Annotated in this window: 17 protein-coding genes, 1 tRNA gene and 1 pseudogene; 12 read left to right on the forward strand and 7 right to left on the reverse strand. The window is 56.6% G+C overall.

From position 1 onward, the window contains the following. The first annotated feature begins 25 nt into the window (after window positions 1–25). Window positions 26–1,660, forward strand: a complete 1,635-nt coding sequence (locus AB3N21_RS18855; RefSeq protein WP_367936706.1) for a S8 family serine peptidase — start codon at window positions 26–28, stop codon at window positions 1,658–1,660. On the opposite strand, the gene AB3N21_RS18860 is transcribed toward AB3N21_RS18855, so the two are convergent. Both AB3N21_RS18860 and AB3N21_RS18865 read right to left on the reverse strand, forming a co-directional pair. Beyond that, window positions 1,563–1,913, reverse strand: a complete 351-nt coding sequence (locus tag AB3N21_RS18860; RefSeq protein WP_367936665.1) for a hypothetical protein — start codon at window positions 1,911–1,913, stop codon at window positions 1,563–1,565. The two genes, AB3N21_RS18855 and AB3N21_RS18860, sit on opposite strands and share 98 nt — an antisense overlap. Window positions 1,914–1,936: 23 nt before the next feature. Next, window positions 1,937–2,467 carry a DUF3768 domain-containing protein gene (locus AB3N21_RS18865; RefSeq protein WP_367936666.1) on the reverse strand — a complete coding sequence of 177 codons (531 nt, stop codon included), beginning with the start codon at window positions 2,465–2,467 and terminating at the stop codon, window positions 1,937–1,939. A 1,059-nt stretch (window positions 2,468–3,526) separates the two neighbouring features. Between AB3N21_RS18865 and AB3N21_RS18870 the strand changes: the two genes are divergently transcribed. The 4 genes and pseudogenes from AB3N21_RS18870 (at window position 3,527) to AB3N21_RS18885 (ending at window position 8,986) form a co-directional block, all read left to right on the forward strand. Continuing rightward, the gene (locus AB3N21_RS18870; RefSeq protein WP_367936667.1) at window positions 3,527–5,362 is read left to right on the forward strand and encodes a M4 family metallopeptidase; all 1,836 of its coding nucleotides are present in this window, start codon (window positions 3,527–3,529) and stop codon (window positions 5,360–5,362) included. A gap of 154 nt (window positions 5,363–5,516) precedes the next feature. Continuing rightward, a complete protein-coding gene (locus AB3N21_RS18875; RefSeq protein ID WP_367936668.1) occupies window positions 5,517–6,938 on the forward strand; it encodes a M20/M25/M40 family metallo-hydrolase in 1,422 nt (473 codons plus the stop codon). Between the two features lie 477 nt (window positions 6,939–7,415). Beyond that, window positions 7,416–8,462, forward strand: a pseudogene (locus AB3N21_RS18880) (IS5 family transposase); the annotation flags it as partial. Between the two features lie 230 nt (window positions 8,463–8,692). Continuing rightward, a complete protein-coding gene (locus AB3N21_RS18885) occupies window positions 8,693–8,986 on the forward strand; it encodes a hypothetical protein (RefSeq protein WP_367936669.1) in 294 nt (97 codons plus the stop codon). A gap of 245 nt (window positions 8,987–9,231) precedes the next feature. Here the strand turns inward: AB3N21_RS18885 and AB3N21_RS18890 are convergent, their stop codons facing one another. From AB3N21_RS18890 to AB3N21_RS18905, 4 genes are all read right to left on the reverse strand, one after another. Next, window positions 9,232–10,119 (reverse strand): ImmA/IrrE family metallo-endopeptidase, encoded by an 888-nt coding sequence (locus AB3N21_RS18890; protein WP_367936670.1) that lies wholly within the window; start codon window positions 10,117–10,119, stop codon window positions 9,232–9,234. A gap of 97 nt (window positions 10,120–10,216) precedes the next feature. Beyond that, a complete protein-coding gene (locus AB3N21_RS18895) occupies window positions 10,217–11,962 on the reverse strand; it encodes an HD domain-containing protein (protein WP_367936671.1) in 1,746 nt (581 codons plus the stop codon). Between the two features lie 442 nt (window positions 11,963–12,404). Next, window positions 12,405–13,595, reverse strand: coding sequence for a tyrosine-type recombinase/integrase (locus AB3N21_RS18900; RefSeq protein WP_367936672.1), 1,191 nt, complete (start codon window positions 13,593–13,595; stop codon window positions 12,405–12,407). Between the two features lie 165 nt (window positions 13,596–13,760). Beyond that, window positions 13,761–13,847: transfer RNA gene (locus AB3N21_RS18905), tRNA-Leu, on the reverse strand. A gap of 223 nt (window positions 13,848–14,070) precedes the next feature. On the opposite strand from AB3N21_RS18905, the gene AB3N21_RS18910 reads away from it, so the two are divergent. Then, window positions 14,071–15,054, forward strand: coding sequence for a complex I NDUFA9 subunit family protein (locus tag AB3N21_RS18910; RefSeq protein WP_367936673.1), 984 nt, complete (start codon window positions 14,071–14,073; stop codon window positions 15,052–15,054). Here AB3N21_RS18910 and AB3N21_RS18915 read toward each other — a convergent pair whose 3' ends face one another. After that, window positions 15,055–15,858 carry an undecaprenyl-diphosphate phosphatase gene (locus AB3N21_RS18915; RefSeq protein WP_367936674.1) on the reverse strand — a complete coding sequence of 268 codons (804 nt, stop codon included), beginning with the start codon at window positions 15,856–15,858 and terminating at the stop codon, window positions 15,055–15,057. Between the two features lie 231 nt (window positions 15,859–16,089). On the opposite strand from AB3N21_RS18915, the gene AB3N21_RS18920 reads away from it, so the two are divergent. The 6 genes from AB3N21_RS18920 (at window position 16,090) to AB3N21_RS18945 (ending at window position 25,183) form a co-directional block, all read left to right on the forward strand. After that, on the forward strand, window positions 16,090–17,523 hold the full coding sequence (locus tag AB3N21_RS18920; protein WP_367936675.1) for an NAD(P)-dependent oxidoreductase: 1,434 nt from the start codon (window positions 16,090–16,092) through the stop codon (window positions 17,521–17,523). Between the two features lie 93 nt (window positions 17,524–17,616). Further along, complete coding sequence (locus tag AB3N21_RS18925; RefSeq protein ID WP_367936676.1) at window positions 17,617–18,054, forward strand: GFA family protein; 438 nt, start codon at window positions 17,617–17,619, stop codon at window positions 18,052–18,054. Next, a complete protein-coding gene (gene gltB, locus AB3N21_RS18930; RefSeq protein WP_367936677.1) occupies window positions 18,051–22,583 on the forward strand; it encodes a glutamate synthase large subunit in 4,533 nt (1,510 codons plus the stop codon). Before AB3N21_RS18925 ends, gltB begins: the two co-directional genes overlap by 4 nt. A gap of 179 nt (window positions 22,584–22,762) precedes the next feature. Further along, window positions 22,763–23,680 (forward strand): Hint domain-containing protein, encoded by a 918-nt coding sequence (locus AB3N21_RS18935; protein WP_367936678.1) that lies wholly within the window; start codon window positions 22,763–22,765, stop codon window positions 23,678–23,680. A gap of 38 nt (window positions 23,681–23,718) precedes the next feature. Continuing rightward, on the forward strand, window positions 23,719–24,459 hold the full coding sequence (gene mtgA, locus AB3N21_RS18940; RefSeq protein WP_367936679.1) for a monofunctional biosynthetic peptidoglycan transglycosylase: 741 nt from the start codon (window positions 23,719–23,721) through the stop codon (window positions 24,457–24,459). A 58-nt stretch (window positions 24,460–24,517) separates the two neighbouring features. Continuing rightward, complete coding sequence (locus tag AB3N21_RS18945) at window positions 24,518–25,183, forward strand: glutathione S-transferase family protein (RefSeq protein WP_367936680.1); 666 nt, start codon at window positions 24,518–24,520, stop codon at window positions 25,181–25,183. The last annotated feature ends 79 nt before the right edge of the window (window positions 25,184–25,262 follow it).

Consider the following 25,262-nt stretch of genomic DNA (forward strand, 5'->3'; position numbering starts at 1 on the left):
AACCCCGCTGGCACCAGAGGCATATTTGGTCAATTTCTCCGTTGGCATCAAAGGGTCCCATTTTGCTGGTCGGATCAGCTCGCTGGCCAGACTTCTCGATTGGTGGGCGGATCAGCAGGGCATCTTGTTTCATGTCTCCGCAGGCAACGTCCCGGACGCGCTCACCATTCCCGATATGACAGTATCCGCCTTTGAGGACGCAACACCCGAAGATCGACGCGACCACATCGAAGCTGCCCAACGGAACGCGAGACACAAGCGCACATTGATGGCACCGGCCGAAGCCATGAACATTGTGACAGTTGGTGCCGCATCATTGGATGAAACTGCGCCTAGCGCGCCCCTGCAGGCTGGTGTCATCCCGGTTCATGAGGATGGCGACCTTACACCAGCGGTGTCCTCTGCGATTGGCCTGGGCGCATTTCGTTCGATCAAGCCCGATTTCCTGGCTTTGTCTGGCGAGCATGAGGTCAGAGCGACACCAGCAGCCAAAGACATTCGACTGAGTGTTGTCACGCAAACGCAAAGGACCGGGCTCAACGTCGCAACTGTCCAACGCGGCAATCCATCGACCTATCGCACACGCGGAACAAGCTGTGCCAATGCGATGGCGTCGCGCGCGTCGCTCTTCGCAGCCGCCGCCCTCACCGCACCTAATGGTCCATTTGATGGGCTTGATGTGACAACACGAGATCAAGCGCTGATCTCAAAGGCCCTAAGTGTCAACGCGGCTCGGTGGCCGGAGGCCGCATTGGCGAGATACGACCGGGAAATGATCCGCCTTGAGGGCAATCACAACCAAGCGCGAGAAGAAGTTTGCCGGTATTACGGGCATGGAACGCTCAACGAAGCCCTGATGCGAGAAGCCCCGGACTATGGCGCCACACTCATCGGCACTGGAACGCTGCGCAAAGACAAAGCCGCCATTTTCAATGTCCCTATGCCGCCATCGCTTGCGGGAGAACGTATCGGCCGATCCATGTCGGTCACCATCGCGTGGTTCTCCCCAGTGCTCGCAACCCGCGCCCGCTATCGCCTCGCGCTTCTTGAGGCAGTCGCCCATGGTCACGACCTCTTTGGCGGGTTGATTGCTGATGACGGATGGGCGCTCGATATGAAGGTTGGCCAGCTCAACAAAAATATCATCAAACGTGGCACAGTCTGGTCCCACAGAATGATTCACAATGGCGCAACCGTGCCGAATTTCGATGGCAACAGCAGCGCGCAACGTGGCACGCTCCTGGGCGGCTTGGGCAATCAGCGCAATGAAGAAGCGGCCAAAGACCTCGGTGCCCTGTTCCTTGAGCAGGCTCTTGGCGGTGTTGATCAGAATGAGCTTGCCTTCATTCATCTTACTGAACATGTCGAACTTGGATTGCGGGTGAGAGAACATCCGCTCGAAGGTTTGGTTCTCCAGCACCCCGTAGAGACGTCGCAACACCTGCGTTTTGGTGTTGGCAAATTCCTTGCTGTCGAACTCGGTCTCGAAAAACCGGCGCGGTGTGCCGTCGAGCTTGGCAATGGCCTCCTGATAGGTCTCGGTGCCGCCCGGCTCCATCAACTCACGCAGCGTGTGGATGGTGGCGCCGGGGATATGGAACATGAGCCGGGTGACATAGCGGAACACGACGCTTTGTTTGGCGGTCATAGAAGAGCGTGAATTGACGGCGTTCCTCCACCAGCCTTTTCCAAGCCGGATCTTTGGCTGCCTGATCGAGCCAGGCACTGACATACGCTTCGATGTCGGCAGCGCTTTCAATGATGTCGGCCACCACAAACTGCGAGCGATAGCCGGTTGCCGTGACCGGCAGGGGCTCAGCAGAGCGCAATTCGATATGCCAATGGCCGGAATTGAGCCAGTTCGCCTGATAGGACACCTCGATGCTGCGCTCCTGCCAGATGAGGGTGATCACCGTGTATCCACCTTGTGCCACCGTCAATACTCCGACGCCAGCATGATGGTGAGCACTCGATGGGTGAGCCCTTCATTGGCCGGGTTCTCGCTACCGGCAGTGAGATCGGGGGTGTAGTAGTCGAGCTTCCAGAAGACTTTCTCGCCCTCAATCTCAACTGCCCCGAAATCATGCTCGCCCCAAGGATCGTTGTTGTGCGAGAAGTCGTTAAACGCGCGGACTGCCGTCACCGCCGCCAGGGCAAACGCGCCGCCGCGCTCCTGAATGCCGCTGGTGAGCAGCACGCGGCCATTGCCCAAGCCCTCATGGCGAAACCGGTCATTGAGTTCCCGGATACGCTGGTGTGGCGGCGTTTCCGGGCGAGACCAAACCAGTTTCGTAGCATCTTCGCACTGGTGGCAATGCGCGCCATCAAACACATTCTCAAGCTCCCAGAGCCCGCTTTCCGGGTTCCAGCAGGCCCAGGCATCCCGGGCGACCCGCTCCGAGCCGCAGGTTTGGCACCGAGGCACCGAACCGATGTCGCCTTCGACGTCTTCTTGCAAAATACCCATGATACATCTCCTTCCGATGGAGCGCGCAGGAAGGAGTTCCCACACGCTCCACGGCAGGCGATGCCGTGGAAAGATCAGTCTGGGGATATGATGACGCATCGTGAAAAAGAGCGATAGCACTCACCATATCGGGTGAGCAGATATGGTGAGTGGTTGTGGAACGATGCCTCTATTCGGTGCACTCTTGGTGCAATAAAAATGTTTGGTTTGAGCGCTTTTTACCATTTGTTGCAGTCTGCACTAATGTCTGATCCGGAGCAGTGTCCTAACAAACGCACGCCCCCCTTGGGCGTTACGAAGTCAACAGCTTTGTCTGGTGTGCAAGTCAGTCGCAAAACTTCGACGTTGTGCACCCGGATTTTGAGACGCGGCGGGTGACGTGCCGGCACATGTTACGCAGAGGGCCGTGTTAAACGCCAACCTATTCGCGATCTCGCTCTTTTTATTGAACGAACTGGAACCAAGTCGACCACATTGTGGTACAATTCCCCATTGAGGAAGTTTCTTCTGATTCGCCTCAAAGACTATGCATGGCGTACTAGGATTTATCTTCCTTCTTGAATGCAATCCGGGAGATATATTTATGCCCTTTCAATCCTTAAGAAACCCGCTTTTCACACTATTTGTTACGGCCAGTCTGGGATTTGCAGATTTTTCGGCGGCACAGGACGATCCACCTACAGTCGCCGGTCCGGACGGAATGCCCGCAGAAGTTGCGGCAATGTTCGACGAAGCTAAGAATGCAGGTGCTGAGATTTCAATAGCCCCATCAGAGGAACCCTTAGACGCCGAGTTATCGGCGGCCACGAATGCGGCAGGATCGAGATATTTGTACACAACACTTCGAGTCATCAATAATGGATCGTCGCGCGGCTGTGGCTATGCGAATTGGAATTGTATGACTAACTTGTGCAAAAGTGACCTGGGGGATAGCTCAGCGTGGCGCGGTTGGGCGGGGTGTTGGCGCCACGATGCCTGGATTTGCTACTTCGAGTGTGGGCAAAGAAGGAATGCCTTCTGATTGATATTTGGGGTCATTGAGATGCTAGGAGGATCACAATGCATATTAGTGTAAAGAACGTTTGGCGATATTTGGCCTTGAGTTGCTTTTCAGCGGTTCTTTCGGTTCCGAGCATGGCCGCTGAGTTTCGCGATGTATCAGTGGTTTCCGGTGTAATTGAGCGATTTAATGCAACTATTTCAACTGTCGCTCCAGAAACTTCAGAAGCTCTAGGCGTCCAGGCGGCCTCGGCACTGGAACTAGAAGAGGCGAGTGAACTCACACTAAAGTCCTCGCGACAGCTTCCGATGAACTTGGGTCGTTCCACTCGATTTGTTCAGACGCTGAACGGCATTCCAATTTGGAATGCAGAAGTTGTCGTTGAGGAAAACCCGGATGGAACGGTCGCCGGAATCGAAGGTCAGGCAGTCTTCGATATTGGTTTTTTGGATCGCGAAAACACGCAACCAGTTCTAACGGCCGACGAAGCCCTCGCGCGCGTCAAGTCCATCTCGGTTGCGGCACAAGAGACGCTGGCGGACGGCGCTGAATACGAAAACGAGGCCGCCACGCTTGTATACTACCTCGATGAAGCCGGCGAATTGACCTTGTCCTACCACGCTACGTTTTTTACGACCAAAGTTGGCGAGGGTGGAGGTGTTGAACCAACTCGGCCAGTGTACTTCATCGACGCCAATACCGGAGAAACCATAGATTTTTATGAGAATATTCAGTTCTCATCGAAGGGTTTAGGAGATGGCGGCAACCAACGGACTGGCCGCTACACATACGGTAGCGGTTCACTTCCCAAGTTCGAGGTAACCGAGCAAGGTACAACCTGCCGGATGGACAGCGCCAATGTCAAAACCGAAAATTTGAACCACCGCACCACTGGTTCCGGCACACCTTGGGCGTTCACCTGCTTTGAAAATACAGTAAAAGAGATTAACGGTGCATACTCGCCACTGAACGATGCACAGAGCTTTGGGAAGGTTGTCTTTGACATGTTCAATGACTGGTACGGTGCCAGTCCGCTGACTCAGAAGTTACTTCTGAGAGTGCACTACTCAAGCGACTACGAGAATGCATTCTGGAACGGCAGTTCAATGACGTTTGGTGACGGTCGAAGCCGGTTCTATCCTCTGGTCAGCATGGACGTAACGGCGCACGAGGTGGCGCACGGATTCACTGAGCAGAATTCCGGCCTGATCTATCGAAACCAGTCAGGTGGCATGAATGAAGCCTTCTCTGACATGGCCGGCGAAGCTGCGGAGTATTATTATGTGAGCAAATACGGAAAACCCTTTGCACGCCCGATGCCAGATCTCGAAACCGGGGCCGACATCTTCAAGTCGGCTGGCGGGGCGTTGCGTTACATGTGTGATCCACCCAAAGATGGTAGATCAATCGGTCATGTAAGGGACTATCGCGCTGGAATGGATGTGCACTACTCAAGTGGTGTATATAACAAGGCCTTCTGCATCCTTTCAAAACGGTCGGGGTGGAACGTCAAGAAAGCCTTTGACGTATTTGTCGTTGCAAATCAAGCATACTGGGGACCTAATGAGACATTCCAAAGTGGAGCCGAAAAAGCGTGTAAAGCAGCAACCCGGCTACGTTATTCGACAGCGGACCTCAGGTATGCATTTCAACAAGTGGGTATCAACGTGACTTGTGGTTCACCTCCGCTTAAGGATAGCTATCTTTTCACGACACTGCGCATTATTTCCGACAGTGGTCCGCGTGGCTGCGGGTATAGCGATTGGAATTGCATGACACGGCTTTGTAGAACCGACCTCGGCAATAGCGCTTGGCGTGGTTGGGCGGGATGCTACAGAGACGGCAGCGTTTTTCAATGTATGTTCGAGTGCGGCATGGTTAGAAAGTACTTCTAGCTGTGGTGTTGAATATTAATTCACGGGGCGCCGAATTGGCGCCTCGGATTTTAATATTCAACACACCCAATTTCAACAATTCAGGGTCGCGGACGAGGAATTTGGTGAGGTAAAAATGTCATCTATTGCGAGAAGTTTGGCTATTGGTATCTTGATGGCTGGCGTTTCTTCCGCTCAAGAACAGGCGTCCGGTGAGTGGATTGTTTTGGGCGAAGATGCCGCACAAAGCTTCACGAGCGCGCTTGCGGGTGAAGATGATGAGGCATTTTCGGCAGTCGATAGTTTCCAGGTTTATAGTAGTAAGAACGGCCTGACCGCTGCCAAACTCGATCCGTCGCTAGAGAATGTTCTGCATCGAAGAATGCATGTCATGCATCACCGTTGTGGTGGGTACACGGTTTATCCAAACTTAGAACAAGCATTGTCGGAGCTTGATAACCCCAACTATTCCTCTGGTGCTCAATTGGGTTCGGGGCTGTTTCCCACGACAATTGACCAACAGATGCACGTCGTGCCTGCCCTTGGTCTAGTACAATCACTTGAGATTATTTCCACAATTCAGAGCCTTCAAGACCTTGGAAATCGTTACTACAACAACCCGGCCGGGCAGACTGCGGCGTTAGAGATACTGGGAAAATGGCAAAACTATGGCCACGGTCGAACTGATTTTTCGAGTCGCCTAGTTGACCACGCTTGGCTGCAAGATTCCGTCGTTGCAACGATCCAAGGTTCTGAACACCCTGATGAAATCGTGATCATCGGTGCGCATTTGGACTCAATCAACACTCGCGACAACTTCGCAGCTCCGGGCGCAGATGACAATGCCTCCGGGATCGCGGTTGTAAGCGAAGTGCTGCGAGTACTTACCGCTTCCGACTTTCGCCCAAAACGAACGCTCGAGTTTATGGCCTATGCAGCGGAAGAGGTAGGGCTTCGGGGGTCCGGTGATATTGCCGAAACATATAAGCGGGAGGGAAAAAAAGTCGTCGCAGTGCTTCAGATTGACATGGCAGGATATCGCGGCTCCGATCGGGACTTGTACTTTATCACCGATTTTGTGAGCGAACCGCTAACTAACCATCTGAAATCCTTGATATCAGAATATCATTCCTCCGGCGAACATCGCATTACGTGGGGTGAGACTGAATGCGGTTACGGTTGCTCTGACCATGTCTCGTGGACACGAAATGGTTTCGCTTCGGCATTTCCGTTTGAGGCGAAGTTTGACGACTACAACCCGAACATTCACACCGAGAGAGATCTTCTTCGCGCGATAGATAGAACTGGTCAGCACCAAGCGCGTTTTGCAAAGCTGGGCATTACATTCATGATTGAATTGGGCAAGTCCGCGGCAACATTACGACAGTTGCCGCGAAACCGATACATATATACTACGCTCCGCGCCATTTCTTCTAGCGCGTCTCGTGGCTGTAGAGCTTCGGACTGGGCTTGTATGACCAAGCTATGTAAGCAAGATCTCGGGGCTTCTGCTTGGCGTGGTTGGGCTGGGTGTTGGCAAGAAGACTCGCGATTTACCTGTAGCTTTGAATGTGGCGCTGTTATGCAGAGTTTTTAGTGAAATAAGCTGATGCTAGTGTCTCTAAAAACTCAAGTTGCGGCAGTCAAAAATAATCAACCCTAGGGGTACTCGGGCGATAGGCCGTGGGTTGAAGCAGAAACTGACATTGGCGCAACCGCAGCGAAATGACGTTTTTGCGCAAAGCGGCATTCACTACATCACGTCAGCCGATATCGTGGCTGCTAGTGTGCCTGACATCCACTGGGGACAATGGTGCCATGCACCACTCTGTTTCAGTTCTCGGTCTCGGCTACCGTCGGTATGAAGACCCGGTCCCTTTTGGGATCAGCCAGCCAGATCGTCTTCTGCATGTGTATGCCATAGGGCAAACAGGCGCTGGTAAGTCCACCCTGCTGTCAAATCTGGCTTGGCAGGATGCCCAGTCCGGGATCGGGTTTTGTCTCATCGATCCACATGGTGATTTGGCCGAAAGCCTGCATGTGAATCTGGGCGTCACGCATCGCTACTGGGATATCGCTGACACGCTGGCGCAAGCGGATCGGCGAGGAAGGTGTCGAGTGGATGCTGACCGAGACGATCGAGGCCGGCAAACGCGCCGGGACGGTGAAGGGCAACGACCTCAAGCGGGTCACGGTTGATACCACGGTAATGAGGAAGACCATCGCGCACCCGACCGCCGCCCGCCTGTGTGAGGCGGCCCGGCGCAAGCTGGTCGGTCGGGCGCGCGAGGCCGGGATCGGCCTGCGCCAGAATTACAACCGTCTCGCGCCCCGGCTGGCCAGACAGGTCGGACACTACGCCCATGCCCGCCAGTTCAAACGGATGTGCAAGGCGCTGCGCCGGCTCAAGGGCTGCGCCGGTCGGGTGCTGCGCGATATCGAACGGCAACTGGGCAACGTTGCGGACGACACGAAGCGGCAGCGCCTGCTGGAGATGATCGCACTTGTGAACCGGCTTCTGGCGCAAAAGCCGAAGGACAAGAAGAAGCTCTACAGCCTGCACGAACCTGCGGTGGACTGCATCTCGAAGGGCAGGGCGCGCAAGCGTTACGAGTTCGGCACCAAGGTCAGCGTCGCCACCACCAACCGGGGCGGCTTTGTGATCGGGATGCGGGCGCTGTCGGGTAATCCCTACGACGGCCACACGCTGGCTGAGGCGCTGGAGCAGGTCGAGATCCTGACGGATCAGAGACCGGAACTTGCCTTCGTCGACCGCGGGTACCGCGGCCACGGCGTGGAGCATGTAAAGGTCTTCATGACCGGTGCCCGGCGGGGCATCACTCGAACCATCGCTAAACTCCTGCGACGGCGCAGTGCAATCGAGCCCATGATTGGGCACATGAAAACCGATGGCCGCCTGACCAGATGCCCGCTCAAGGGAACCGACGGCGACGCGATCTTTGCCGTGCTCTGCGGCTGCGGGCACAACATTCGCATGATCCTGAGCTACATCAAGGAGTTCTTGCTCCGCTTGTACTGGCTGCACATCCTGCTCCGCCAGATCAACCATGCCGAAATGGTTGCCAGCCAACCCGTTCAAACATCCATGACGCCAGCCTGAAAGCCTTGTTCAGGGCACGCTATTTTAAAAGTCAAATAGATTTTCAGTTCTGCCGTAGGTCGAACTTAAGCAACAACCTTTAGATGGTGGCAACTCGAACAGTGAAGCGATTATGCTATACTTCACTACCTGCCAGATACTTTCATTTGATCAGAAAGAATCGGCTGGATAATCAGAATTCCTCTGCAAACAACCCCATGGTGTGGTGGGGGGTTGGATGGAGAGGAAAAATGATTACATCATTGCTAAGTTCCGCGAGCTTCTATCAGTTCGTAAATAACGTACCACAGAACGCCGACATTTCGCAATTACTGGATATTGGATGGCATGGTGCAAAATTAAGACCGGAATGTGGTGCCAAGTGCCGCAAGATCCATGGTTCTCTCTTCAGTGACGATTACGGCCAAATCGTGCTGGTCAGAATCAGTACGAATATAGTTGCTGTTGGTCTCGAGTTTGGCCATATTTCAGACTCTATTAAGGAGAATTTTGATGTTGTCGAACTTGACTTCCAGCTCAAATGACAAGATGTTTGCGATAGTTCAGTGAGTGCAATGGGGTGCATTGCAATAGGCTCGAACAGGAGATTGTTCGAGCCTATTCTTTATTAGATCAATAAGCGATCCCAGCATTGCTTTAAGCGAAAAATTAATACACAAGCATGCCGGAAGCGTGGATCTCTTTCCCTCTCAAAATCAAGCGCCTTCAGTCCGCGAAACTCAAATCTACATAATATCTGCACGCAGTATAACTACTCAGTGTTTTTACCTTAACATGAGGTGACAAGTACGTCTATTCCAAAAAACCTTCTATCGATGATGGTCAAGGAGTGTCTTGCAAAGTTTCTGATGTTATCATAGGATTTTCTGGACACTATTTCGTCTATCGGTATGCTTTCGTGGATTTCAAAATTAATTATAATATCATTTGCTGCTCTCCTTGTAAGTTTAGTTCTTTTTTGCAGTGCGTCAACAAACGTATAGGTAACTTCGCCGTCGGAGTGATAGACCGGAGTAAACTCAACAATCCACTTTGTAGTGCAGGTTGATTTTCGTGGGATTACTAGTTTTTTAGCATCATAGTTTACGGCGAGAAGTTCCGGATAGTCAATTGTAACACAGGAAATGGCGGTAGGATTCTGAGCCAAAATCGATCCTATCCGGCTGATAACAAGCCGTAATGGAGCATCTACTTGTCTGCAAAGCGAAAGCACGCTGGAGAAGATGTCTGGTTTGAAGCCCAACGTGCGTACGACTGGAAAAGCATCATAAAGGAGACGCTTAGGCAGCAAAAGTGCACGTGCGACATCATCTGTAAGGCGTTCCAGATCTGGGTCCCGAAGCAATCGGCTGCTTGCCATAATCTCTTTGAGCACGGGATGCTCGAACAACAACACGTGCGATAGCTCATGAGCTTCGATTGCTCGGGCGTTTGCAGACTTTTTTAAGTTAAGAACCGAAATGGTAGATTGCTTGTTTCCGAGTTTGGCTGAAGCTCTCCATTCAGTTAAGCGACCTTTGTGCTCTAGTTCGCTGTATCCAATTCGATTTTCTTGGACGCGCAGGGAATCCAAATATTCACTGGTAAATACTATCTTGTTTCCTCTGCGCCCAAATTGTGAGAAGTAGTCAGCTCTCCCCTCGATCCAGTCACGCAAGCTGCAAATACTATTTTTCTTCTCGAATGGTCGTAGGTATCGCGCCAGAAACGTCTGGTGTTCCGATTTTTGACCCGAACTTAGCACAACGGGCTCATTAGAGATACTGCCTCACGGCATCGTTCAATGCCTCAAGTGAATTTCGGTCGTGCGCAATTTTATTGCGATTATTTGCCAAATCGCTTGCGGCACGCGAAATGGCCTTCATTAGATCTTCCTTCGATATATTGTTAAAGCTATTGGAGTTAGTTGTAATATTGTGTAACAGTAACGTCCAGCGGTCCGCAGATCCCGCTCGTGGCAGAAATTTTGCTTCGAAAACTAATCGCGCTAACTCTCTCTTCGATTTATCTAGAGATCTGCTAGCCAGCAAATAGGTGCGCCAAAGGTTCCTATGAGAATCTTCTATTGTTTTCAGTCGGTCGTTTAGGAATTCTAGTTTTGCATCCTTAAGTAAGCATCGCTTGTTTTCAAAGTCAACAATCGCTTTGGATATCTTCATATTCATCTTTTCCGGAGCCACATATACTAGAACATCACCCATTTCAGCGCCAGCAATGAGTGCGATTTCATCTTCATGTTGTTTCCGTAATGCTGGGTCATTGAATGTGCGAATAAGATGGTCGTACGGGTCCTCGTTCCCCTGGCCGGAAAAACTCGTGCGCCCGTAGCTCTCTACACGAGAGTAAATTTTTCGGTTCCTAACAGCCTTCGCGAGTTTGGATGCGATTTTCTCTCGCTCGCCAGAATGCGTCTCATCGTAACCTAAGTTATCCAAAAACTCTATTAATGTTTCATCTCCAAAGTTGAGCATATCGATTGACGACAAATGCCCAACGTCTCGTGCTTCCAAAACAGCTCGGCCTATCATGGCTCCCACTGTAACTTTGGCGTGGTGAAAATATACCCGCTCCGCCAACATATACCGTGAATCAAGGATTCCCGCTAAATCCGTCATCACATCTGTCCTCGGAGCGCCGTCTCGGGGCTTCCAAAGCTTGACTACTATTCTGCGCCTTTTTCCCTTCAAGCCAGGTACATCGACGTCAGAAATGTACAAGTAGTGTAAAAATCGTCGTGGTACGCGCAGCTCTAGGCTGCAGAAATAACTATCACGCGCCAAATAGTCCATCAAATCTGCACAAACGGTATCCGATACCAAATAATATATGAATTCGTCAAAGACGTCACCTTGAGAGTCTTTGGCGTGTAGTCGTGCATATTTGCCCTTTATGTAGATCTCCCGAAACCTCTCATACATCGATGCTCCGATTTGACTGATGATTAGGGACGCTATCTCACTTTCCCGCCCAAGCAGCTTCTCGAAACGCTCAATTCCGTCCGTAGCGCCTTCTTCCTTCTGAAAGGCGTCATGTGAGTCAAAGATCCCGAGCTCGTCCTCAAGTGTATGTCCGAACGGTACATGTGTAATATCGTGCAGTAGCGCGTATAGCCGCGCAAGAATCCGCTGCTCATCCGTTACGTCAAATGTTTTCGTGTTGTCAGCATTCGATGTCGACTTTGGGGAGACATGAATAAGTGCATCGCGAATGCTTGTAATCATTTCGTCCACTACTTTAAGAACGCCAATCGAGTGGTCGAATCGAGTGTGGACAGCGGTTGGGTACACCCAAGAAGAAGCACCAAGTTGCTGAACCCTTCGCAGGCGTTGGAAATCTGCGGTATCGATGATGTCGGTTTCAAGATTGGACAACCGGACATCTGCGGACACGGCGAGTCTAATTGTTTTGTGAAATAGCAGATCGCGTGGACGAGCGGCGTTGTCACCGTGCTTCCCTAGAGAAAGTTCTCCTTGTGTATCTTCCACGTCTTTCAGCCACACACACAGACATTGAGAGGGTAATTGTATTATAGTGCAAATGGCAGCGCGGGAGTCAAATTTTGATTGAACTATTCCAACAGTCATTACTCCACGAACCGTTGTCTCCGTTGAATAGGAGGTGGTTTGGTCAAGCCTCTACCTTGTTAGCGATCTGTTCTCACGATGATTTTTGATCGGTTCGGCCATATTGATCTTTAGGGCGCGGTTCAGGGTCGGCAGCTCTCGGCCGCGGTAGGTTCAGTTAGCTTGACTCCGGTTTGATGACTACTGAAAATTTCTTGTACCTCATTTTTAAGTTTTTCGGAGTCATGTGGATTAATTTCTGCGAAAGCCCGTATTCGCTTGCGTAGTTTCTTGTGCGTCACGAATGTAACTCAACAATTCTTTAGGTTCGATTCGGTTCTGTTGTGTCAACGGAGGAGCAAAATTCAGCCACAACCGATTAAAAGGTTGAAGTGCGAAACTCATCCACCAGGTCGGCCCATTTCTGCATCAACCCCACCCGTTGATCCCAGTAAGTTGCGCGGTTGTAGGCGCGGCGGATAGCGTTCTTGTCTTGATGCGCCAAGGCGGCTTCGATCACTTCACCATCGAAACCTTGATCGTTCAGAATGGTGCTGGCGGTCGAGCGAAAGCCGTGGGCGGTCGCGTCGTCCTTTGAATAACCCATCCGGCGTAGCGCCGAATTGAACGCGTTTTCGGAGAGCCATTTGCGGTTTGAATTCAGGGAGGGGAAGACGAGTTCTACTCCGTCAACATCAATCCAGTTGCGTTCAACTAGCTCCAAAGCTTGAGCAGACAGCGGCACAACGTGGTCGCGACGCATCTTCATGCGATTGGCGGAAATGGCCCACTTTCTGTTATCCAAGTCGAATTCTTGCTGTTTGGCGCCACGCACTTCCCCCGGACGCGTCATCGTAAGTATTTGGAAGAGGAGTGCATCCTTGATGACGCCTGCACCAGTGTATGCATCGAGATCCCGAAGGAACTGACCGAACACATTCTCATCGGTGATTGCTGCCCGGTTCGTCACTTTAACAGGCAACAGGGAGCCCTTCACCGCGTATGTCGGATCATTCTCGGCACGCAATGTCACGACAGCCAGCCGAAAAACCGCTGACAGCGTACCCAGCAATTTCTTGGCGGTTTCACGTCGCCCACTGCGCTCGACACGCTTCACCAGTTGCAGCACTTCCGCTGACGTGATCTCGTTAATTGGGCGGTCATGCAAGGGTGTCGCCAGAGTTTCGACATGCCAGATTTTCTTGCGCATTGTTGAGTCAGCCAACTCGCGCTCGTAGGCCATCTGGAGATAGTCCTCGGCCACCAGCTTGAAGGTGGTACGCGCTTGGGTTTCCGCTTCGATCTGGTCAATACGTTTCTGAACAGCCGGGTCGCGCCCCTCGGCCAAAACAACCCGCGCCTTTTCACGCTTCTCACGAGCCTGCGCCAAGGTAACCTCAGGGTACGACCCGTGGGAAAGAAGGCGCTCCTTACCTAGATAGCGGTACTTCTGCTGCCATAGACGTGAGCCGTTAGGCTTCACGAGTAGGAACAAGCCGCCACTGTCGGCCAGTTTGTACGCTTTGTCTCGGTTCTTTGCTTTCCGAATCTTCAGGTCTGAAAGTGCCATTGGGGGTATCATCCTCGGCGATGGGGGGTGATACCCCCACCGATACCCCCAGTCATCGCTTTTTTTGGGGGTATCGAGTGTTCATCTATGTTCAGAATAGTACTCTAAAAACGTGCAAAATCTCAACGTTCTTGAGCGGTTATGAGCAGCTATGTTCGGAAGAAATGGTGCCCAGGAGAGGACTCGAACCTCCACGTCCATACGGACACTAGCACCTGAAGCTAGCGCGTCTACCAATTCCGCCACCTGGGCAGGTGTCGTGAGGGGGCGTTTAAGCCCACGGGCGGGGAGCGTCAACCGGATTTTGGGGCTTTTGTGAAAGTTTTTTCCCAGGGCTTCGGACATGCTCTGGGCCAACATATCCGATCCCTTGGAAAACCCCGCATTTTGCGGCCCGCGCGGCGTTATTGCGCCTTGTTTGCGCCCGCGCGGGGGGGTAGATCGGATCAAGACCTTACCAGCAGGAGCCACTCAGATGTCGAAACTGGTCACGATTTACGGCGGATCAGGGTTTGTTGGCCGCTATATCGCGCGGCGCATGGCGGGCGAGGGCTGGCGTGTCCGGGTGGCGGTGCGGCGTCCGAACGAGGCGATGTTCGTCAAACCCTATGGTGCGGTCGGTCAGGTTGAGCCGGTTCTGTGCAACATTCGCGACGATGCCTCGGTGGCGCTGGCCATGCAGGGCGCGGACGCGGTGGTGAACTGCGTGGGTGTCCTGAATGAGCTGGGCAGGAACGACTTTGAGTCTGTGCAGGCCGAAGGCGCTGGACGGATCGCCCGTCTCGCCGCCGAACAGGGAATTGGCCGGATGGTTCATATATCGGCCATTGGCGCCGATGCCGGGGCTGGCAGCGCATATTCCCGGACCAAGGCCGAGGGCGAGGCCGGGGTGCTTCGGCATATGCCCGATGCGGTGATCCTGCGTCCGTCGGTGATCTTCGGAACCGAGGATCAGTTTTTTAACCGGTTCGCAGGTATGACCCGGATGGGCCCGTTCCTGCCGGTGGTGGGGTCCGCGACCCGGTTTCAGCCGGTCTATGTCGATGATGTGGCCAAGGCTGCGGTCAAGGGCGTGCTGGGCGAGGCCGAGAGCGGCGTCTATGAGTTGGGCGGACCCGAGGTCAAAAGCTTCCGCGCGTTGATGGAACAGATGCTTGAGGTGATTCACCGCAACCGGATCATCATCGGCCTGCCCTTCTGGGCCGCGCGGATCATGGCCAGTGTTCTGGACCTTGCAAAATACCTCAGCCTGCAGCTTTTCCCGAACAACATTCTGACCCGCGATCAGCTCAAGAACCTGCGCAAGGACAATGTGGTCGGTGAGGGCGCCAAGGGGTTTGCGGATCTGGGAATCGAGCCTGCCACGCTGGAATCGATTCTGCCGGATTATCTGTGGAAGTTCCGCCCGGCGGGCCAATACAACGAGATGCAGAGCTCGGCCAAGAACCTCAACATGTGATCAGCTATAGGCAATCGCCAGCAGGATGATGCCGAGGATCACCCGGTAGATCACGTATGGGGTAAAGCTGACGCTGCGCAGCAGGCGCATCATCAGGGTCAGAGCGAGAAGCGCTGAGACAAATGCGAAACAGGCGGCGATGGCGCCGTCGCGGGCGGCCTGGGCGTTGGCGGTGACCGCAACCTCGGCCCCGAGCAGCACGCCCGAGGCGATGATGGTCGGGATCGACATCAGCATGGCGATACGTGCGCCATCCTCGCGGGTATAGCCCAGCTGCCGTGCCCCCGTAATGGTGATGCCCGAGCGGGACGTGCCGGGGATCAGGGAGATTGCCTGCCACAGCCCCATGATCAGCGCGTCGCGTAGGCCCCAGTCGGCGGCCTCCTTGACCTCGGGGCCTGTCTGATCGGCCCAATAAAGCACGATGCCGAACACCAGCATGGTCCAGCCGATCACCGCGATCGAGCGCAGTGCGTCGCTCAGCCCGGTGAAATGCAGCGCGGCGCCGGTGATGACGATGGGAATCGTGGCCACGATCAGCCCCATCGCCAGCCTTGCGCCCGGGGTGTCCATCCGCCCGGTCAGCGCACGCGGCAGACCCGCCAGCCCCTCTTTCACGTCGGGCCAGAAATACAGCACCACCGCGCCCAAGGTGCCCACATGCACCGCCACGTCGATCACCTGACCCTGATCCTCCATACCGGTCAGGCTGGGCAGCAGAATCAGGTGGCCCGAGGATGACACCGGTAGAAACTCGGTGATGCCCTGTATGAGCGCCACCAGAATGAGCTGAAACAGGGGCATGTGCGGCGGGCCTTATGTCATGCTTTTGTGTGGTGTTTTGGGTATAAGTGTCTTGTCCCGAAAGGAAAGCTTCGTTTTAGGTCCGGTTCGGTACCTAAAATTGTTGCCAATTTGCGCTTACCCGTGTATCGCTGCGATTGAGTGAATCAAAAAGGTCAGCAAGATTGACTTTTAATTTGCTCCGCTCTCGACTACGAAAGCGCAACACAGCCAATTCATGGAGTCCGACCCGTGGCCAAGCAACCGATGCTGAAATTCGTGCAGATCGAACGCGACATGCCTAAAAAGCGTGCAGCCGAGATGCGCAGAGAGGACTTTCATGAGATCTATGCGGAATATGCCGCCGAGAAGGCCGCCGAACAGGCCAGCCGTTGCAGCCAGTGTGGCGTGCCCTATTGCCAGAGCCACTGCCCGCTGCACAACAACATCCCCGACTGGCTGCACCTGACCGCGACCGGACGGCTGGAAGAGGCTTACCAGACCAGCCAGGCGACCAATACCTTCCCCGAGATTTGCGGCCGTATCTGCCCGCAGGACCGCCTGTGCGAAGGCAACTGCGTGATCGAGCAGTCGGGGCACGGCACGGTCACCATCGGTTCGGTCGAGAAGTACATCACCGACACCGCGTGGGAGAAAGGCTGGGTCAAGCCGGCTATTCCGGCGTCGGAGCGCCCGGAAAGCGTGGGCATCATCGGTGCCGGCCCTGGCGGGCTGGCGGCGGCGGACATGCTGCGCCGGGCGGGCATTCAGGTCACCATCTATGACCGCTATGACCGCGCGGGCGGGCTGCTGACCTACGGTATCCCCGGTTTCAAGCTGGAAAAGGACGTGGTCATGCGCCGCAACCAGCTGTTGGCGGATAGCGGGGTCGAGTTCGTGCTGAACTGCGATGTGGACGAGAATATCTTTGCCACCATCCATGCCGAGCATGACGCGGTGATCATCGCAACCGGCGTCTACAAATCCCGCGATCTGGCCATGCCGGGCAGCGGGCTGGCCGGGATCGAAAAGGCCATCGATTTTCTGACCGTCTCGAACCGCAAGAGCTTTGGCGACGATGTCGAGGAATTCGACTCGGGTCGTCTGAATGCCGAGGGCAAGCGAGTGGTGGTGATCGGCGGCGGCGACACCGCGATGGACTGCGTGCGGACCTCGGTCCGTCAGGGCGCGACCTCGGTCAAATGCCTCTACCGCCGCGACCGCGCCAACATGCCGGGCTCGCAGCGCGAGGTGAAGAATGCCGAGGAAGAGGGCGTGATCTTTGAATGGCTGAGCGCGCCCAAGGGCTTTACCGGCGATGACACTGTCGCGGGCGTGATGGTGCAGAAGATGCGTCTGGGCCAGCCGGATGCCTCGGGCCGCCAGGCGCCCGAAGTGATCGAAGGCGCGGATTACGTCGAGGAGGCCGATCTGGTGATCAAGGCGCTGGGGTTCGAGCCCGAGGATCTGCCGACCCTCTTTGGTCAGCCCGACCTGCCGGTCACTCGCTGGGGCACGGTCAAGGCCGCGTTCCAGACCGGCGCGACCGAGATGGAGGGCGTCTATGCCATCGGTGACATCGTGCGCGGTGCCTCGCTGGTGGTCTGGGCCATCCGCGATGGGCGCGACTGTGCCGAGGCCATCATCGAACGGTTCAACAGCAGGGCTGCTGTCGCCGCGGAATAACCCGGAACGATCCCGCCCAATCTCCCGGCCTGTTGCAAGGCCGGGCCTGACGCCAACAGGTCACCGGATGACCCAAGCCAGAGGATGGAAGCGATGAGCGAACTGAAAGGCCAGTGCATGTGCGGCGCGGTGACGGTCACCGCGACCCCGGCCAAACCGACGCTGGGGGCCTGCCATTGCGACATGTGCCGCCGCTGGACCAGCTCGATGCTGGTCAGCTTTCCGTCCGAGCCCGGCTATGCGGCGCTGGGGCCGGTCAAGACCTACACCTCGTCCGACTGGGCCGAGCGTGCCTTCTGCGGCGAGTGCGGCTCGGCGCTGTGGTACCGGATCACCCTGCCGGGTGAGATGCATGGGCAGACACAGATGGCGGCCGGCCTGTTCGAAAACGCAGGTGGCAACGACCTGAAACTGGAACTTTTCATCGACAAGAAGCCCGATGGTTACGCGTTCGAAGGTGAACGCCGCCAGATGACCGAAGCCGAGGTCATGGCCATGTACGCCCCGTCGGAAGAAGGAGACACTCAATGACCAAATATGATGCCGATTGGGTCCGGGCCGAAGAAGCCAAGCGTCAGTGGATGGCCGAAAACGGTCTCTATTCCGAGGAAGAAGAGCACTCGTCCTGCGGTGTTGGCCTTGTCGTTTCGATCGACGGCAAGAAAAGCCGCAAGGTGGTCGAGGCCGGAATCGACGCGCTCAAGGCGATCTGGCATCGCGGTGCGGTGGATGCCGATGGCAAGACCGGTGACGGTGCGGGTATCCATGTGCAGATCCCGGCGCCCTTCTTCTATGACCAGATCCGCCGTACCGGTCACGAGCCGCGTATGAATGAGCTGATCGCGGTTGGCCAGGTGTTCCTGCCGCGTACCGATTTCGGCTCGCAGGAAACCTGCCGGACCATCGTCGAGACCGAGGTTCTGCGGATGGGGTATTACATCTATGGTTGGCGCCATGTGCCGGTGGATGTCACCTGTCTGGGCGAAAAGGCCAACGCGACCCGGCCTGAGATCGAGCAGATCCTGATTTCGAACTCAAAGGGCGTTGACGAAGATACCTTTGAGCGTGAGCTGTATGTGATCCGCCGCCGGATTGAAAAGGCCGCCCTGGCTGCCGGTGTCACAGGGCTCTATATCGCGTCACTCAGCTGCCGCTCGATCATCTACAAGGGCATGATGCTGGCCGAGCAGGTGGCGGTGTTCTACCCCGACCTGATGGATGACCGGTTCGAGAGCGCCTTTGCCCTTTATCACCAGCGTTATTCCACCAACACGTTCCCGCAATGGTGGCTGGCGCAGCCGTTCCGGATGCTGGCCCATAACGGCGAGATCAACACGCTACGCGGCAACCTGAACTGGATGAAAAGCCATGAGATCCGTATGGCGTCGGCAAGCTTTGGCGATTATGCCGAGGATATCAAGCCGATCATCGCCGGGGGCTCGTCGGATTCGGCCGCATTAGACTCGGTTTTCGAGGTTCTGGTGCGTGCGGGCCGGTCGGCGCCGATGGCCAAGACCATGCTGGTGCCGGAAAGCTGGTCCAAGCAGGCGGTGGAACTGCCGCAGGCGTGGCGCGACATGTATTCCTATTGCAACTCGGTGATGGAGCCTTGGGACGGGCCGGCGGCGCTTGCCATGACCGATGGCCGCTGGGTCTGCGCGGGTTTGGACCGGAACGGGTTGCGCCCGATGCGTTACGTGGTGACCGGCGACGGGCTGGTGATTGCGGGGTCCGAGGCGGGCATGGTGCCGATTGACGAGGCAACCGTAGTTGAAAAGGGCGCGCTGGGTCCGGGCCAGATGCTGGCCGTGGACATGAAAAAGGGCAAGCTGTTCCGCGATACCCAGATTAAGAACAAACTGGCCGCCGCGCTGCCGTTTGGCGAGTGGGTGGGCAAGATCAATGACCTTGACGCCACGCTGGCCGGTGTGACCGAACAGCCGCTGTTCACGGGCGAAGAGCTGCGCAAGCGCCAGATTGCCGCCGGATACTCGGTCGAGGAGCTGGAGCAGATTCTGGCCCCGATGGCCGAGGACGGGAAGGAGGCGCTGGCCTCGATGGGTGACGACACGCCGTCGGCGGTGCTGTCCAAGCAATACCGCCCGCTCAGCCACTTCTTCCGCCAGAATTTCAGCCAGGTGACCAACCCGCCGATCGACTCGCTTCGCGAATACCGTGTGATGTCGCTGAAAACGCGGTTCGGCAACCTCAAGAACGTGCTGGACGAGGACAGCAGCCAGACCGAGATCATCGTGCTGGAGAGCCCCTTTGTCGGCAACACGCAGTGGGAATTGCTGGTCGAGAATTTCAACGCGCCGCTGGCCGAGATCGACTGTACGTTTGAGCCCGGCGAGGGCGCGCTGGTCGAAGCCCTGACCCGGATCCGCGCCGAAGCCGAAGAGGCCGTGCGCTCGGGCGCCGGGCATCTGGTGCTGACCGATCAGTATTCGGGGCCGGGCAAGGTCGCGATACCGATGATCCTGGCCACCAGTGCCGTGCACAGCCATCTGACCCGCAAGGGGCTGCGCACCTTCTGCTCGCTCAACGTGCGGTCCGCGGAATGTATCGACCCGCATTACTTCGCGGTGCTGATCGGCTGCGGTGCGACCGTTGTGAACGCCTATCTGGCTGAGGATTCGCTGGCCGACCGGATTGAGCGCGGCCTGCTGGACGGCACGCTGACCGAAAATGTGGCGCGGTATCGCGAGGCCATTGATCAGGGTCTGCTCAAGATCATGGCCAAGATGGGCATCTCGGTTGTTTCATCCTATCGCGGCGGCCTGAATTTTGAGGCTGTTGGCCTGAGCCGCGCCATGGTGGCAGAGTACTTCCCCGGTATGACCAGCCGCATCTCGGGTATCGGTGTGCATGGTATCCGCGTTAAGGCCGAGGCGATCCATGCCAAGGGCTGGGAAAGCGGTCTGGACGTGCTGCCCATCGGCGGTTTCTACAAGGCGCGCAAGTCGGGTGAGACCCACGCGTGGGAAGCCACCTCGATGCACATGATGCAAATGGCCTGTAACAGAGCCTCATACGAGTTGTGGAAGCAGTATTCGGCCAAGATGCAGTCGAACCCGCCGATCCATCTGCGCGACCTGATGGACTTCAAACCGCTGGCCAAACCGATCCCGCTGGAAGAGGTGGAATCGATCACGTCGATCCGCAAGCGGTTCGTGACGCCAGGCATGAGCTTGGGCGCGCTGAGCCCCGAGGCGCACAAGACGCTGAACGTGGCGATGAATCGGATCGGTGCCAAGTCCGACTCGGGCGAGGGCGGCGAAGACCCGGCGCATTTCGTGCCGGAGCCCAATGGCGACAACCCGTCGGCCAAGATCAAGCAGGTGGCCTCGGGCCGGTTCGGTGTGACCGCCGAATACCTGAACCAGTGTGAAGAGCTGGAGATCAAGGTGGCTCAGGGTGCGAAACCCGGTGAGGGCGGTCAGCTGCCGGGCATGAAGGTCACCGACCTGATTGCACGTCTGCGGCACTCGACCAAGGGCGTGACCCTGATCTCGCCGCCTCCGCACCACGACATCTACTCGATCGAGGATCTGGCGCAGCTGATCTATGACCTCAAGCAGATCAACCCGCGCTGCAAGGTGACGGTCAAGCTGGTAGCATCCTCGGGCGTTGGCACGATTGCAGCAGGTGTGGCCAAGGCGAAAGCGGATATTATTCTTATTTCGGGTCACAACGGCGGTACAGGCGCGTCGCCCGCGACCTCGATTAAATATGCTGGTCTGCCGTGGGAGATGGGCCTGACCGAGGCACATCAGGTTCTGGCGATGAACAACCTGCGGGATCGCGTCACGCTGCGGACCGACGGTGGCCTGCGCACCGGTCGCGATATCGTCATGGCCGCGATGATGGGGGCCGAGGAATACGGTATCGGCACTGCTGCCCTGATCGCGATGGGCTGCATCATGGTGCGTCAGTGCCAGTCGAACACCTGCCCGGTTGGCGTGTGTACGCAGGACGAGAGCCTGCGCGCCAAGTTCACCGGCAACGCGGACAAGTTGGTGAACCTGATCACCTTCTACGCGCAGGAAGTGCGGGAAATCCTCGCGTCCATTGGCGCTCGCTCGGTGGAAGAGATCATCGGTCGTGCGGATCTGCTGGCGCAGGTCAGCCGGGGGTCGGCGCATCTGGACGATCTGGACCTCAACCCGCTGTTGATCACCGTCGATGGCTCGGCCAACATCGTCTACAACCGCGACAAGGACCGCAATTCGGTGCCGGATACGCTGGACGCCGAGATCGTGCGCGATGCCGCCCGGTTCCTGAAGGATGGCGAAAAGATGCAGCTGTCCTACGCGATCCAGAACACGCACCGGACGGTTGGCACCCGCACGTCGAGCCATATCGTCAAGAATTTCGGGATGCGCAACACGTTCCAGTCCGACCACCTGCACGTGAAACTGCAGGGCTCGGCGGGGCAGTCGCTGGGCGCCTTTGCGGCTCCGGGCCTCAAGCTGGAAGTGTCGGGCGATGCCAATGACTATGTCGGCAAGGGCCTGTCGGGCGGCACCATCGTGGTGCGCCCGCCGCAGGTCAGCCCGCTGCAGGCCGACGCCAACACGATCATCGGCAACACCGTACTTTATGGCGCGACCGACGGGCACCTGTTTGCCGCGGGCCGCGCGGGCGAGCGCTTTGCCGTGCGGAACTCGGGTGCCACCGTGGTGGTCGAGGGCTGCGGCTCGAACGGGTGTGAGTACATGACCGGCGGGGTCGCGGTGATCCTGGGCGAGATCGGCGCCAACTTTGGTGCGGGCATGACCGGGGGTATGGCTTACCTCTATGATCCCGAGGGCAAGGCGCAACTGCTGATGAACATGGAAACGCTGGTGACCTGCCCGGTCACGGTCGACCATTGGGTGGCGCAGTTGAAGGGCCTGATCGAACGCCACGCTGCCGAGACCGGCAGCCGCAAGGCTGCTGACATCCTGCAGCACTGGGATGTGGAGGGCGCGAATTTCCTGCAGGTTTGCCCGAAAGAGATGCTGGACAAGCTTCCCCATCGTTTGGAGGCGGAAACAGCGGCAGTGCCTGCCGAGTAAGCCGATAAACCGAAAATTGACGGAACCCGTGCAGTGTTGCTGCGCGGGTTTTGTCATTTTGGCGCCTTATTTCCAGCCATTTCGGCTGAGAAAACGTCGGATGAGAGGGCCGGCACAGGGGTGCCCCGAGACAGTGACTGTAACGATTCAGCCCGTTTGAGATGGGAAAGGCACGGTTTATGCCGACGACCTTCACGGACCAGTTCTTTTTGATGGACCCGGCAGCCCCGCCGCCGGTCGGGACGCTGTTGACCGTCTCGAAACTCGATCTGGTCGACCAGAACGATGATGGCGACATCGACAGGTTCAACAATGACACTGTCAACGGCCAGGATGTGACGCGGTCCTGGCCCGGGGATACCGTGACCGTCAATGTGGTCGGTGTCGGCAACGTCACTTACACCGGCACGACCTTCTATCTTGCGGACGGGTCGCGGGTGTTTACGCCGACCGATGGTCAGGTGCTGCAAAGCGGCACTCTGGTCTCGACCACATTTGTTACCTCGCAAGGTCCCTTGGACACTGCCACGGATCTGGGCCCGCCCTGTTTCACGCCGGGCACGATGATCCTTACCCCGGATGGCGAGCGCCCGATCGAATCTCTGATTCCGGGCGATATGGTCGAGACCGCTGATCACGGCTGTCAGCAAATTCTCTGGATCGGCAAAACCAAGGTTCCGGCCGAGGGAAAGCTGGCGCCGATCCGGTTTGAGGCTGGCGTGCTTGGCCTGACGCGGCCGACACTCGTCTCACCGCAACATCGCATGCTGATCGATGACTGGCGGGCCAATTACTTCTTCGGCTTTGGCGAAGTGCTGGTGCCCGCGCATTCCCTGGTCAATGGCACAAGCGTCACCCAGGTCGAGGGTGGTGAGGTTGAATACATCCATCTGCTGTTCTCGCGCCACGAGGTGATTTTTGCCAACGGCGCCAAGACCGAAAGCTATTATCCGGCGCATGCGCTCACGCAATCCGACCGTGAGGCCCAAGCCGAAGTGCTGTCGCTGTTCAAGGAACTGGAGCCGGTGACAAACACCGAATATGTCTCGGCGCGGCCCATACTTAGGGTCTATGAGGCGCGGTTGATGGCAATTTAGGCATTCACGAACTCTGATCAGGCTCGTATAGCTTGGTCATGGCGAAGAAAGCAGCGCGCAGAACAAGCGGCAGGAAAAAAGCGAAAAAGAGCACCACTCGGCAGTCCGGATTCTTCCACCGGATTGGTAGGATCGTGTCGCGTGTCGTCCTTGGCTGCCTCGCGGCGGTTCTGGCTCTGATTCTGGTCTATTCGGTGGTTAATCCGCCCGTCACGCACACGATCTGGCAGGAGTGGCGTAGGCTGGGCAAGGTGGAGCGGGAATGGGTTCCGATTGAAGAGATCGCCCCGATCATGGCCCGCTCGGTTGTTGCCGCCGAGGATGCCAATTTCTGCCTGCACTGGGGTTTTGACGTCAACGCGATCCGCGCGGCGCTTGAGGACGGCTCGGGCCGCGGTGCCTCGACCATATCGCAGCAGGTGGTCAAGAACGTGTTCCTCTGGCAGGGCCGCAGTTGGATCCGCAAAGCTTTGGAGACAACGATCACTCCGATGGTTGAACTGGTCTGGTCCAAACGCCGGATCATCGAGGTCTATCTGAACGTTGCCGAGACGGGCGAAGGGGTGTTCGGGGTCGAGGCGGCGGCGCGCCAATCCTTCGGTGTTGCCGCCGCAGACCTGAGCCCGGTGCAGGCGGCCCGGATCGCGGCGATCCTGCCTTCGCCGCGCAAACGATCGGTCAGGGACCCCTCGGTTCGCACGCGCAGACGGGCCGCAGCGATCCTGGACGGGGCGGCCACCATCCGCGCAGACGGGCGCGACGACTGTTTCGAGGATTGAACTTTCCCACCCGGCAAGGCTATTGCTGTGGGGCATTCACTGGTTCAATTGGAATTCCATGGCGCGCCTGTTTCACGTCCCCCTGTCTCCGTTCTGCCGCAAGGTCCGGCTATCTCTGGCCGAGAAGAAGATCGAGGTCGAGCTGGTCGAAGAGCGATATTGGGAAGGCGACGCCGATTTCCTGCGCCGCAACCCGGCCGGAAAGGTTCCGGTGCTGCGGCTGGACGGACAGGTGATGGCGGAAAGCGCCGCGATCTGCGAGTATATCGAGGAGACCCGCCCCCAGCCGCCGCTGATGCCAAGCAAGCCCGAGGCGCGGTTCGAGGTGCGCCGGCTGGTCGGCTGGTTCGATGACAAATTCCATCAAGAGGTGACCTCGAAACTGCTTTATGAGCGGGTCAACAAGAAGGTGACCGGGCAAGGCTATCCCGACAGCAAGAACGTCAAGGAGGGCGCCAAGGCGATCAAGTATCATCTGGATTACATGGCCTGGCTGCTGGATCACCGGCGCTGGCTGGCCGGGGATCAGATGACGCTGGCCGATTTCGCCGCCGCTGCACATCTGTCGACGCTGGATTACATCTCGGACGTTGACTGGAACCGGTCGCAGACCGTCAAGGACTGGTACGCCAAGATCAAGTCGCGCCCGGCCTTCCGCTCGATCCTGGCCGATCAGATCCCCGGGTTTCGCCCGCCCGCCCATTACGCCGATCTGGATTTCTGATATCAACGGAGTACAGGGGGCTGTCTGCCCCCTCTTGGGCCGCTGGCTCAATTCACCCCCGAGGATATTTGGAAACAGA

This window comes from Ruegeria sp., from assembly GCF_040830605.1.
In the GTDB taxonomy this organism is placed as follows: domain Bacteria; phylum Pseudomonadota; class Alphaproteobacteria; order Rhodobacterales; family Rhodobacteraceae; genus Ruegeria.